7 protein-coding genes are annotated in these 14138 nt (G+C 43.9%); all 7 read right to left on the bottom strand.

Annotated features, from left to right (window positions below; all coding sequences use genetic code 11):
* Nucleotides 1-36: 36 nt before the first annotated feature.
* The 7 genes from ABIE50_RS21210 to ABIE50_RS21240 all read right to left on the bottom strand — a co-directional run bounded on the left by ABIE50_RS21210 (nt 37) and on the right by ABIE50_RS21240 (nt 14128).
* A complete protein-coding gene (locus ABIE50_RS21210; protein ID WP_209859926.1) occupies nt 37-816 on the bottom strand; it encodes a glycosyltransferase family 2 protein in 780 nt (259 codons plus the stop codon).
* 41 nt (nt 817-857) lie between these two features.
* A complete protein-coding gene (locus ABIE50_RS21215) occupies nt 858-2018 on the bottom strand; it encodes a glycosyltransferase family 2 protein (protein WP_209859924.1) in 1161 nt (386 codons plus the stop codon).
* Nucleotides 2019-2098: 80 nt separating this feature from the next.
* On the bottom strand, nt 2099-7927 hold the full coding sequence (locus ABIE50_RS21220) for a non-ribosomal peptide synthetase (RefSeq protein ID WP_209859922.1): 5829 nt from the start codon (nt 7925-7927) through the stop codon (nt 2099-2101).
* Nucleotides 7928-8020: 93 nt separating this feature from the next.
* Nucleotides 8021-9217, bottom strand: a complete 1197-nt coding sequence (locus ABIE50_RS21225) for a glycosyltransferase family 2 protein (protein WP_354028107.1) — start codon at nt 9215-9217, stop codon at nt 8021-8023.
* An 18-nt stretch (nt 9218-9235) separates the two neighbouring features.
* A complete protein-coding gene (locus tag ABIE50_RS21230) occupies nt 9236-10630 on the bottom strand; it encodes a condensation domain-containing protein (protein ID WP_209859918.1) in 1395 nt (464 codons plus the stop codon).
* A gap of 35 nt (nt 10631-10665) precedes the next feature.
* The gene (locus tag ABIE50_RS21235; protein ID WP_209859917.1) at nt 10666-13047 is read right to left on the bottom strand and encodes an ABC transporter permease; all 2382 of its coding nucleotides are present in this window, start codon (nt 13045-13047) and stop codon (nt 10666-10668) included.
* 97 nt (nt 13048-13144) lie between these two features.
* Nucleotides 13145-14128 (bottom strand): TauD/TfdA family dioxygenase, encoded by a 984-nt coding sequence (locus ABIE50_RS21240; RefSeq protein ID WP_209859916.1) that lies wholly within the window; start codon nt 14126-14128, stop codon nt 13145-13147.
* Between the last annotated feature and the right edge of the window lie 10 nt (nt 14129-14138).

Genomic DNA, 14138 nt, shown 5'->3' on the forward strand with positions numbered 1-14138 from the left:
CGCTTTTTTAAAATGGGAAAAACTATCGAACATTACTTAAAAATTGTCATTAGTTCCGATCGGGTCTTTTACTTCAATGAGGCCGAATTCCATATCGTTGATGATCATCAGGCATTCCTCAGGGCTAAATTCATTGTTAAGTATTCTTCCGAAAACGGCAGAGTAGTCTGTTAGTTCCCGGCTTGCTTCAAATATTTTTGAAAAGTGATCCACTCCCCAGGTATTACTTCCGTGATAAACGTATAAATACAGATCAGGACGATCGTCGATATACGTGAGATGCTGATTGTTGTGCAGGTAGTCAATGACATCGGTATCTTCACCTTTGGCTTTATGGTCATATTTCCTCGCGCAGAATATAGTTTTCCTGCACATAATACTTCCTTCCCATCGCCGTTGATTGGATACAAATGCTTTACCGGTTTGTTTATCAAACACCAGCCATCTTGTTAGCAGACAGCCGCTAGCCTGACTGTTGCAAATCGCATGATACTGATGCGTGAGCCGGTCCATATGATACCAGTCGTCATCATCCCACTGACATACGAACTCCCCATCAGCAGCCAGGACAGCCAGATTCCTCAATTCTCCCAGCGTTTTTTTAGGGGACCCATTTACACAAACGAGTTTGATCCGGTCATCCTGTGGCAGCCATGCCAGAAAATGAAGTGTAGGCAGATCGTGGTCTTCGTAGAGGATAACAAGCTCCTTGTTGGTATATGTTTGTGAGACAAAGCACCTGATCGCCCGGGCAAGCATATCCGGTTTCCGGTAGGTGACACAAATGCAGGAAATTAAGGGAGGGCTACTTAGCATAAAGTACATTTTAAAACTTTTTCAGTATGAATTCCTGTCAGTTAATTTTCGTTTGCCGCTTCCTCCAGCAGTAAGTCCTGATCCTGGTTCCGGAGCGCAATAACCACACCCTGACCATCTTCCTTTTTTCCAATTTTCCTACGATAGGCCATAGCAGCATTCCACCATGCCAGAAAAGAAATAAGTAGCCAGAACAACGGATAGATAACTATCAGCTGTACATTCCTTCCTTTTATCTCTATTCTTTCATCCCGATTCGAAAGGAATAACAGAAAATAGTAAGAGACGCTTGTCAGGTAAACGCCGATCAGAGCATAGATCGCGAATTTGATACTGATAAGAGAAACCAGCAATATCTCCAGGGGCAACAACAACAATCCCACAATACCTAAGGCGTCTTGTAAAGTCCGGAGGCCAATGCGTTTGAACCTTACCAGCATCTTCATGTAGAATTCCTTTTCCTTCAGGAAAGTTTCGATATATCCCAGGTACCACCGGTTCCTTTGCGTCAGCAAAGTTCTGAATGTCAGGGGTGGCCGTGTAAGGGCCAGCACATCTTTTGTATACATGGTTTCCATCCCCATTTTGAGGGCAAGGATCGTCGCTTCCCTGTCTTCTCCATTCCGGAGCCCACTATGGAAGGCATATACTTCCAGTAACAGTTCCCGCTTGAAACAGGAACCAGCCCCTGGCATAACGGGCACACTGTTGTCTTTCCGGTGGAACTTGTAATACATCCTCGCAAAGGAATATTCCAGTTGCTGCAAACGAAAACAGCTGCCGCTTCCGGAAAATGGAATCATCTTGAAGTAACAGCCAATCTGTCTTAGATCTTTATCCAGGATATCAAGGCTCGCCGGCAAATTAGATAAGTGCAACAGGTCAGTATCAAAATCAGATAGTATGACGTATTCATGCTTCACTGCTTCTGACACCAAATACAAAGCGCCCACCTTCATAGCGTTGGGTTTTACCGACGCAAAATAAAATGCATCCGGATGCTCCCTGACAAACGATTCGATTTGCAAAAAGCTACTGTCTGTTGAACCATCATCTATTAGTATAACATCCATCCATGTTTTATGCTCCTTTGCGAGTGACATGAAATAGTTCAGGCGATGTAATAAATCAAAATTTTTTCCTTCATTATACTGCGGAATCAGCAAGGCCACCCTTTTCATAACTGGCGGAATCCCGTTCATCCACTTAAGTTTAACGTTTCTGCTTTTCATTTTCTCAATCATAACGAACAGGTTAAAGTTTAAATACCGGCAAGCTGCCATTATATAAGGATCCCGCTTTCGCTATCTGCTGCGAGAATCGTCCGGGCTTTAATAAATGAGGCAATATGCTGTATAGTCGGTTTCCTGAATAGTTCTGCTACGGAAATCCTTGATTTTAACTGCCAGTGGATCTTGTCTGCCATGAGCATCACGCCAAGAGAATTCCCTCCGAGATGGAAAAAATTATCATTCACACTTATTTTCTTGCTATCTAACTGTAGCACGTCTGACCATATTCCGGACAATATTTCTTCGATATCATTTTTTGGTGCAATAAAGTCCTTCTTCCTGCTTACCGCAAATGTCGGCATCCCCCCACGCTTGTTCAGCCGGCCACTGTGCATAGACGGCATCTTTTCGAGGTAAACAAAACCGACAGGCACCATATAATCAGGTAGCGTGTTCATCATATGTGCCCTCAGGACGCCGTTATCCAACATGCCGTCTGCGGTATAATATCCCGTTAGTGAAGTGATGCCATTTTCCGTATCAGCCACCACCATCACTTCCCTTACGCCGGCATATTGACGCAGACTACTTTCAACTTCTGCCAATTCTACCGTGAGTCCCCTGATCTTCACCTGCCCGTCTGTTCGCTCCAGCAACCTGATGTTTCCATCAGCCAACCACTTCCCTACGTCGCCCGTCTTGTACATCCGCATACCCGGGCGAAAAGGATCAGGCAAAAATCTTTCGCTGGTCAGCATCTCATCATGAACATACCCTCTGCCCACCTGGACACCCGAAATAAATAGTTCACCGGGAACATTCTGCGGTAATAACTGCCCATTGGTATCCAGTATATAGATTATATTATTCTGAAGTGGCTTTCCAACAGCAGGTTGTTCCTGAATCTCCTTATAAGGCGGCAATGTGTTGACCGTTACTACCTGGCACGTTGATTGTCCATAGTAATTATGAAGATGGACCTTATTCCGTATCAGATAATTCCTGAACACATCTCCCACAACAAGCTGCTCTCCCGTGCATACTATATGGGATATACACGCAGGGAAACTCTTTTCATTCTCACTATTATTAAATAGCATATGCAGTATAGAGGCAGGCAAAAAAAGCGTCGTTATCCCTTGTTCCCTGATAGTCCGGAAAAGACCTGATGCAGAAGTGGATATTTCTTCCCCGGCAAGGTGAAGCCGCCCTCCGTGAAGCAATGCACCAAAAATTTCCAGGGGCGCAACATCAAAGTTGAGTGTATTCATTTGCAGGATACTTGCAAACGAAATATTACCTGCCTGTTTCAGGGTGTAAAATACATTCGCCAGGTTGCGGTGTTCCAGCATCGCCGCCTGAGGTTGGCCGGTGGAATCGGAGACGGCTGTAACGTATACCAGATCAGCGGGCGTATTAATGCCTACCAGATTGTCGCATGGCCCATTTTCGCTTATTACCCCGCGAACATCTTTACATTTCATACCCGCCACGGTACCCATCAGGTGCAAACTATCATCACTATCCGCCAATCCCATTTTCACACGGCATTTCTTTAATAAGTTGCGGTTTCTTTCATCCGGGTATCCATGTACCAGTGGAAGATATGCACCACCAGCCTTCAGCACCGCCAACATAGAAATAATCATTTCAATGGGCCCTTCAATCAGGAGCGCTACGATAACATCCCGTTCCACACCATGCTCCCGCAGGGAGATTGCTAAATGGTTTGCCTTTGCATTGAGTTCCCGGTAGCTGAGTATTCTTTCCTTACAGGTGACCGCCACACTATCCGGCGTTTGTTCCACCTGTTTCTCAAATAAATCATGAATCGTTTCCGGCTGGCTCATTTTGCCGGGTTCTCCCACACCCGTAAAGAAATCTCTCATATGCGCTTCCATGAGGTCTTCAAAACGTACTTCCCTGTCAATATCTGTAACAATATATTCCAGCGTCCTTTTAAATGCAGCACAGATGGTCTGTTCCATCGACCGGATAAAGTCATTGTAATGCAGAAGTTCTACTTCATAGGTTTTTCCTTTCTTGCTGACGTTAAACGTCAGCGGATAATTGGTTACGGACCAATCTTCCAACGACAGATCTTCCTCATAATCATCTCCCAGCCCTGCTGCCGCATCGTAAATATGGAAATCCATGTAATTGAAGATCGTATCGAAGAGCGGCCTTTTCTCTTCCTGGTCGTGATCCACCAGTTCTGAAATCTCCCGGAGTGTACTATGTTTGTATAGCTGTATATTCCGAAGCTTATTGGCCACCTGCATTACGACCTCTCTGTAAGTATCCTGTGGTGAAATACTATAGCGGACCGGAAGTGTATTCAGGAAACATCCCAGCACCTTATCACCATCCTCTGTTTCAGGTCTGTTATTCAACACTATTCCGACAGTTACTTCAGATTGGCAGGTCAACATTTTCATGGCAGACACACATGCAGCAAACAACAGTGACCGTACATCAATATCCAGTTTGCGGCTGCACCCGGTAATGGCCTGCCCCAGTGCTTCAGGCAACATAAATTTTACCGAAGTGACATCTTTCCCGGTAGCAGATGTTGGATCAGACGGCAGCAACGATGGCTGTAATCCTCTCAGCTCCTGCTCCCAGAATCGCTTATTATCTGCATTGTTCTTACTGGCATTCTCCGCTATAACGTAATCTTTGTAGGTAGCTTTCAATGGCGAAAGCCGGTAATGTGAGTCGGTAGCCAACATGCAGTAAGTATTATGCAGCTCCGTTTTAAACGACGCATCACTCCAGCCATCAATGATGGCATGATGCACCACCCATACCATTACAATTTCATCCCTGCCCAGGGAAAAAACATGCAACCGCCATAAGGGTGCTTTCGTAATATCAAACGGCTGTCTCCTGTCTTCTTCGCGAAAATCGCTGATCCGTGCTTTCGCATCACTTTCAGACAACGTCGACAAATCCTCTGACAATATATCCCACTCCACCTGCTTAAATACGATTTGCAGCGGTTGGGAATAGGTATAAAGATCAAAACCTGTTCTCAGGGTGCTGTGAACCTCCACCAGTAATCCCATTGCCTGTTTGAAGCGATCTATATCAAAGTCCGGATACCTGAGCCGGTGAACCATCTGATCATGGTATAAGGCGACGTTGTTGTCATTCCTGGCATGATAAATCATTCCAAGTTGTATGTCACTGACGGGAAAGACATCTTCCACCAATTCGCGCCGCGGATCATTCTCCCGGAAGGAATCTGCCATCTGCGCTATACCAGCACGTATCTTTTCCATGGAAGCATTTAACGTATCTGTTTTCTTTTCCTGCATACAGCGTAGAAGTTGTCGTACAGTAGGGTTAACAAAGAGGTCATTCACTGTCAGCTTCACATCTATCGTTCTGTTCAGCGCCGCAACCAATCTGATAGCCTTTATTGAGTCTCCACCTACCTGGTAAAAATCTGATCCGATATTGATATCATCGCGCTTCAATATTTCCTTCCAGAGATTTAACAAACGGTGCTCTTCTTCGCTACCTGACATTTCGATCTGCGTGCGTAACACCGGCACATATGCGGGTAATGCGGATCTGTTCAGCTTACCGCTGGCTGTCAGCGGAATGGCAGCGATGCGGATAAAAAATGCGGGCACCATGTATGCCGGCAATGTTTTCAGGCAGTAATTTCTTAAAGCAACTTCATCTATCTGAATATCTGAGATGTAGTAACATAATAATACCCCATTTCCTTCCTCATTTACCTGGAAGGTAATTTCGGCATCTTTCACATGTTCACAGGCCGTTATCTGCCGCTTGATTTCTTCCGGCTCTACCCTGTATCCGTTTACTTTCACCTGCTCATCTGCTCTACCCAGATACAGGATATTCATTTCTGGCAACATCACTGCAATATCCCCTGTTTTATACAATCGCTCCCCTTCAGCAAAAGGACTCACCAGAAAACGCTGGGAGGTAAGCACATCCTGGTTATGATAGCCGCTGGCCACTCCTTTCCCACCGATATACAATTCTCCGGGGAAACCAACTGGCACGGGCTCCATATGCTCATTCAGAATATACACACGGGTATTGTTGATAGGCTTTCCGATGGGAATGGATACCCCTTTATCCCGTGCAGGATCCACCAGGTGAATCATACATCCAACCGTCACTTCGGTTGGGCCATACTCGTTATAGATATCTACATTTCCGTCGAACAGCTCCAGTACTTTCTGTGCGGTTTCGCGGGTAAGATTTTCCCCGCCGACAATAAGCGTTTTCAGCTGCAAATGCCCCAGGGAACGGAAACTGCTCTGATCCATTAACTGTGTAAGCAACCGCAGGTGAGAAGGTGTTACCTTCAACACCGTTGTTTTATTCTCCATGATAATACTACCTACAGTAAAATCGGCCGCCCCTTCGGCGTACAGGATCACTTTACCACCAGCTATCAATGGCACGAACATCGAGGTGACAGACATATCGAACGCAATGTTCGAATGCAGTGCCATGCTTCCTCCTTCTTCCGGCATGTACATCTTTACTGCCCAGGATAGATAATTCATCAGATTCTCCCCGGTAATCTTCACCCCTTTAGGTTTACCGGTGGTGCCGGACGTATAAATAATATAGGCAATATCCGACTGCTGCGGCAGATGTTGAATAGTCACAGGTGGCCATTCAACCTGTGGCAGCCTGGAAAAAATCTCAATTCCATTAACTTCGCAATAAGATAATATCTCCGGCTTTTTTTCCAGGCACAATGCATCCGCAATCAGCAACGTACTGCCGGTATCTGATAATATATACTGCATTCTTTCTACCGGATCTTCCACATTTAATGGTATATAGACATGACCAGCCTTCATTATTCCCAGAATAAATACCAATAGATCCGGTGTCCGTCCATGCAGCACACATACATTGTTCTTCTCCGGAAAACGGGATTGCAGATATGCTGCAACGGTATCCGAACGTCTGTCCAGTTCAGCGAAAGTGATTTGTACAGCGCCTTGCTCCAGTGCTATTCTCCCCGGTCCCTGCAATACCCTGTTACGAAATGCCCCACAAAATGAAACATATCCGCAGGCACTGCTATCCGTTTCATTATATTTATACGTTATTTCATGCTCCTCCTGCGCTGTCATGTACCTGAGCCTGTCCAGATCCATGTCCAGGTCCGGAATTACTTTCTCAAAAAAAAGATTGAGTCGCTGCACAAAATTACCAATCATTACCTCACTGTACAGTCCACTGTTGTACGTTATCTCAACAGAAACACCGGCTTCCTTCCTGGTAAAGAATATATTGAAATTCGCTATTGTACCATCCATTAAATCACGCTTCTGTATATTCTCCAATGTCAGCGTGATATCAAACAACTTTGGATCATCTCCCTCAAAAATTCTGTACCCAAATTCTTCTTTTAAAACAGATAAAGGATACAAGGCATGTTCATTCATTTCCTTTACTCCATCCTTTATCAGATTCAGCAGCGTCCTGCCATTCATACGATCCGGCAATTCCGTCACCAGCAGTAACATATGGTTTAGCTCGTTCTCGTGAGTTACGCTATCAAGTGCCGGTGTACCCACAGAAACCACCTGCTGCCTGGTAAATCTGCCGATGATATAGCAAACCGCTGCACAAAGCGTTACATAGAGCCTGATATCTTCCTGGTAGCAAAAGTCATTTAAAAGCACATTGGCTGCTTCAGACAGGGAGGTCTTACAGGTCTTATAGACAGGTCGGGCATTATATTGAATATTATCGAAAGGAAAGTGAGACAGATCAGTTCTTCGGGAAAGGACTGTCCGCCAAAATACTTCCTCCTTTTTCCTTTGACTGGCCAGAATAACCAGATCGCTTTTTGCGCTAACATCTGTCGGCATAAACATAACATTTAGGAGTAAACAATAAGAAACACGGAGTAGATCATACTAATGGGCCATTTTTGTCACGGAGGACTTATTTAATACCGTTTCTCAGGACAAGCGTATGGGCGTAGTCAGATCAAAATTTCTGAAAACAATACCCTGACCAAAATTTCCTTCATTTACTTCAGTCGTCTTATCGTCAATATTTGAGATCATGATTAACCTGTTGTCATAATCCATTTGGAAATATAGCATCAGCGACAACAATTCCGGATCAGTAACAGGATATAAAATGCACACGGGTTGTTGATCCGCTCTGCTTTCAAGTCTTTCTTCGGCCACTTTACGGAAGCTGCCAACGAGTGAATGTGCTTTATTGAGTAGTACAATATCCTGTCCGTCGGCGTTCCAGTAGCCTTCCTGCCAGAAAGTGCCGGACAGTTCATGTGTGTACTGATGTTCCCGTTCATTAAAGGCTGATGCAAATGATTTATCCTGCATAGATTTAATCAGGTTGTTTACGATGATACCCGACTTAAAGGTGGCGTCTTTATACAAGATCAATGCCTTTACCTCCGCTTCCTGCATTGGTGTAGTACTGCCAAGATAGACTGTGTGCACGTTAGCTATTAACTGTTCACTGTTATACTTCTCCTTATGATCAATGGCATAAAGAAATGCTTTGCATGCCAGCGTTACCTTCTCCAGGCCCAGATGCTGCAAACGGTTGTTAAAATCAGCATCCTCCCATCCATAAACCTTAAACCTTTCATCAAATCCGCCCACGCGAAGAAAATCCTCCTTGCGTACACATACCACACCCGCCGATCCACTATCAAAGCCAAGTCTCGGCGAGGGAAACAAAAAACTGTTCCTGTTTTGATGGAAGAGCCGGTTGATATGCCATACCAGGCCTCTCCCCATAAAACTATCCGCATTGATATTGCAGACGATATCTCCGGTCGCCAATTTGAAGGCCATATTTTTAGCATGACTATGGCTGAAAGACTGTGGTTCAAAAGTTTTATAGTAGACCATTTTTTTTCGCTTCAGCTGCGGTAGCAGGTTTGTTTTCACCCATTTGTCCATTCCATCCTGCGAATTATAGTCGAGCAATACTATTTCCAGGTTGGGGTAATCCTGTACCTTTTTCAGATTCACCAACAAGGTCCTTTTCAAATGAAATAACCTTTCCTTGCAGATGATGCATAAAGATATTTTCAGCTGATTTTTTCTACTACATATATACCTTCCCCATCCGCTGCCGGAGGAATATCTTTTAATAAATCTGTTTCGCTTTTCCATAGTAAAATATTCGTTCCGTTATATGATCTCATTGGCGCTGCTGACTAACTGGTTTATGGACCAACCGGGATGTTCGCACATTAGCTGTAATATGGCAAGATGACGTGTTGCCAATTTCTCGACAGTATCGTAAGTGTATAAATTGAGATTGTGCTTCCATCTGCCTTCTATTCCATCTACCAACTCTGCGGCAAAATAAGAGAGCGGATAGTATTCCGTACCATCAAGACGCAGATGTTCTTTTTCACGTATCGCTCCGATACTGCGGTCCCCGATGATCTCTTTATTTTTATAGTTCAGGTACAGATCAGTATAGACCCTTATTTCATGCCCCATATGTCCGATGAGATCGTGGTCGTATATGATATGCTGCACTGATTCGATGAATTCAACCTGTGCGCTGCGAATACAGTCGATCACACTTTTATCTGCATCTACACGCCCTGCTAAGTAAACACCTCCACCAAGATATCCGATCATATTCTCAGTGCCTTGTACATATCTTCCGGAAACAGGCATGGCGATTAAAATTTGATCCCTTCCTACTTCGGAAAGGAACAATAGCTGAAGACTGGCAATGATCACCGCTCCCAACCCCATTTTACTGGAATCCGCCAAATACTTCACTTGCTGATGTAAATCCAACCGGATGTCACATACATAACTCGATGCTTCTGCTTTGTTCAGGAACGCGATGATTTCTTCCTTTGTCTTAAGCGGCGCCATTCGTCCCGGGGGAAAGTAGCTTCCTGAACTTGGGTCCAGTAAATCAAACAATTTGGGAAATTTCGCACGTTCATTATATTGCAGTAGTTTCTTATCCCAATATGCTGTCACCTTTCCTCCTTTTTCCAACAACCATTCTTTCTGCAATAAGGCATAATCCTTTACCTGCATTCCTAACGAATGTTCACCGGGTGTTTCGCCGTTAAGTAATGTCCAATACAGCGTGTTAACTTCCTTCAAAATGATAGAGAGTGACCAGCCGTCTGCCACTAAATGATGAATGAGAAAGCCCAGGCTATAAGATTGTTCACTGGTTTTAAAAACATTGCAGCACCACAGTGGGGGGTTCCGGGTATCTTTCAATCTTACACGCCAATCATCGTCCACTTCCCTGATAAACTGATCCACCTCCTTTCTTCCGCTGATGTCATGATAATAGAATGGAACCTGGCATTCCTCATAAGGGACCACATACTGCATCAATTTACCATCTATCACCGAAAAGGCAGTGCGGAGGCTATCATGCCGCTTTGTCATAATATTGATCGCCTCTCTGACTTTGATCAGATCGAGGTGTTCTGTATCTACATTTACAAATAGTATCTGATGTTGTAAATCTTCTGCCAGACCAAGGTGATAGTTATAACATTGTACCTGCTCGCATGTGGCATCAAATATCGTCTTCATACATCTTGTATTTCAATTGTGATAGCAATAAATGTTTACTCTGCTCTCAGAAAATTAACGGGCTTTTGTCTGGCGACTTTTGACACCGACGTATAGGTAATAAAGGCGGTGAGCATGGCAACAGCCACTAATGGAACCAATAAAAACCAGTATCCGATAGAGATAGCGTAGGCATAATTGCCAAGCCAGTTGCGAATAGCAAACCAGGTTACCGGAAAACTGATAAGCGATGCGATCATAATGAGCTTAAGCAACTTCTTATAATTGGCAATTAATATGTCCGTTACGTTTGAGCCTAACAGCCGGCGTATGGCAAAATTCTTCGCTTGCTTTTTCATGTAATAGGAATAAACAGCCCATACACCAATACTGCTGAGCAACATGGCCAACATGGTCAATACCACAATCCATTTCCCAAATTTCCTGTCTTCTTTGTATTGCGCATTATAGGATTGTTCCAGGTATTTATACTCGAAATTGTAACCGGGATAGATCCTGTTAAATGAACTTCTGATTGCTGATATCGTCTTATCAACTCCTTCCGGTTTTATTCTGATTGAAAAATAATCGCTGGACCACTTAAAATAGCGAAAACAAACGGGTAGTATTTTCTCCTTTAATGATACCTGGTTGTAATCAGCGATCACTCCTACAATTTTATATAAGCGGTCATTATCAAACCTGACAAATTTATCTACCGCAGCCTGTACGTTTTTGTACCCGAATGATTTTACAAACGATTCGTTTACTAAAAGAGATCCCAGGAAATCGGAGCTAACCTCAGAAGAAAGATTGCGGCCTGCCAATAAATGTACTTTGTAGGTATCCAGAAATTCGGGGTCCAGATGTCCTACGCGGGTAAGCTTATGGATATTACCATCCAGTGGTGTTACAATGTTGGTGGTAGTATAAGGCTTGCCGGGATATGAGGAGAAGGTAACATTCACCACTCCGCCGTTCTGTTTAATTTCATTTTTAAATGCTTCTCCATTTCCGTTTTCCCTTGGCCGTGCCTCAATTGGGTTGGCTACCAGGATAACATTATCCAGGTTAATGCCCAGATCTTTACTAAAAACATACCTGAACTGTTTATAGATAGTAATGGTGGCACCGATTAACCCGATACAGAAGATAAACTGGATTACAATCAATGCATTCCTTAAAAATATACCGAAACTATGGGTCGACATTTTCTTTTTGAACAGGTCCAAAGGCCGGAACGAAGACATTACAAAGGCAGGCAGCAGGCTGGAGAAAAAGGCAACACTCAACATAATACCTAAAATGAGCAAGAAATAGCGGATGTCCAGTTTTCTGCTGACATTATAGCTAAGTTCAAAGAAGTTGTCTACAAAGGGCAATGATATAATCCCGAAGGCGATGATTAAACCGATAGCGTTCAGGATAAATGACTCCAGCATGAACTGCATAAACACCTGACGCTTCCCTGCGCCAAAGATCTTACGCATCGCGATATCTTTGGCCCTGTCCAGTGATTTAATGGAAGAAATATTCACGTAGTTGATGGAAGAAATCACCACAATGATCATTGCCACACTCAATAAGAAGCTAACGAGACTGACGTTCGCTGTTCTGCAACCCGGGCATTCGATATCGGTAGATTTCAAATGAAAATCGTCTACCCTTTGCAGCCTATAATCTACTTTCACCTCCGGCTGGAATTTGAAATTCCGTATATGCAGCTGCCTAAGTTTTTCTTCCAGACGCGGCTTGTCGGCATTCTCGTGTAACAGCATATAAAGCGCAAATATGGTATTGTCTTTCCAGGTAAAATTTTCTTTCAGCCCGGCAAAAGATTCAATAGAGATTAATATGTCGAAGTCGAGTGTAGAATTCACCGGCGGATCAGCAAAGATCCCTTTCACAATAAGTGTTTGTCCATCGTACTCTATGATCTTTGACAGCGGGTCTTCCGACTGAAACAGCCTATTGGCGAGCCGCTGGGAAATGAAGGCGGTATTGACCATCCCCAAATCCCTGCTGTTGCCGTGCAATAGCCGGAAACTAAAAATGTCAAAAAAAGCAGAATCAACGTAAAATGAAGGTGTATTGGTCCTGATAATGGTTTTATTGTAAGACACATTAAATCCCGGCCGGTCTTCCAGCACCCTCACGCATTTTTGCACCTCCGGAAACTGCCCGGCAGCCGGCCCCATCAGCAATGGCGTGCACGGTTCTTTTTTCTCCAGCTTTCCATATTCATATCTCGACATGACTACCCTGTATAAGTTATTGCCATTCTTATGAAAGCTATCGTAGCCATATTCAAAAAAGACGATCTGGAGTATTTTTATCAATACGGCCATGCTGATTGAAAAGCACGCTATTACAATGATGGTTGACAACAGGTTATTCTTTGCATTCCTATAGAATACATGAAGATAATTTCTAAACATGATGAAAGTTGTATTGATAGATGGAGTAGAAGATTACTCAAAAACACTCAAGGCGTTTTCGTGGTATTGGATATGGTTCAGTTCTGGAAACTCACCATTAGCTGATTGGGTTCCCCATTGCCACCAGGATTCTCCTCGCACCTTCAAATGGCATTCTGCCATGTGCAAACAGCATATTATCCAATAGCAGCAGGTCGCTCTTTTCCCATGGAAAAACAATTTTTACTTCTTCATAAGCCTGTTTTATTTCCATGATCACTTCCTTCTCTATTTCTTCCCCGTCGCCATAATAGCTAACAAATGGCAGATCCTCGGGGGCGATTACTTCCAGGATAAAATCTTCCAACAGATGTTTGCTATAGAAAAAAGCATGATTAAACCATACCTGCTCGCTGGTTACCGGATGTTCTCTGAATGCCGGCCGATTCCACCGGAGCCGCAAATGTTCTTCAGATACCCAGTCAAAACTAAAATCTCCTTCATGGAGGATCTGTTCCAACTCTTCTTTACTGTCCACCTGGTAAATCTCTTTCCATGACATGCCAACACCGGGTATAATATTTCTCACATACCTCACGCCTTTCTGCTCAAATTTCGAGAGCAGTTCCCCGCTTAAAAGTGATTTCAGTTTTCTCACATCTGCCACAGGTGTTTCTCCACCGGTTGTAGGGGGAACATCCGCAAAAAAACAGATCCTTTGCGGCCACGGCTGCGCGTAAGAAGACTCCGTATGCATGTTGATCACCTGGTCGTTGGGATGATCGGTGGACGTATATACATTTCCTAACACTGCGTGTCTGGGAGAGGTTCTTTGTTTATATTCGATTTCTTCCTCAAAAATGGCCGGTAGTATTCCATTAAACCCGGCACTGCCGGATATCCCGAATCCCCTGAAAAGCAAAGCACCGTAAGTGGGAAGATATTGGTTGATTAAATTTCCGGCCAGAAGCAACCAGGCTTTAAAATCCTGGTCAATACTTAAATTTCTGAACACCACCGGAAACGAACCTACTTCTTCAGGCAATAGTATTTCAACACCATGATGCAATATTGGCTGTTGCTGAATAGAGTCATTATTCATAGAATTAAAA

The sequence above is a fragment of the Chitinophaga sp. OAE865 genome, assembly GCF_040546735.1.
GTDB classification, from domain to species: domain Bacteria; phylum Bacteroidota; class Bacteroidia; order Chitinophagales; family Chitinophagaceae; genus Chitinophaga; species Chitinophaga polysaccharea_A.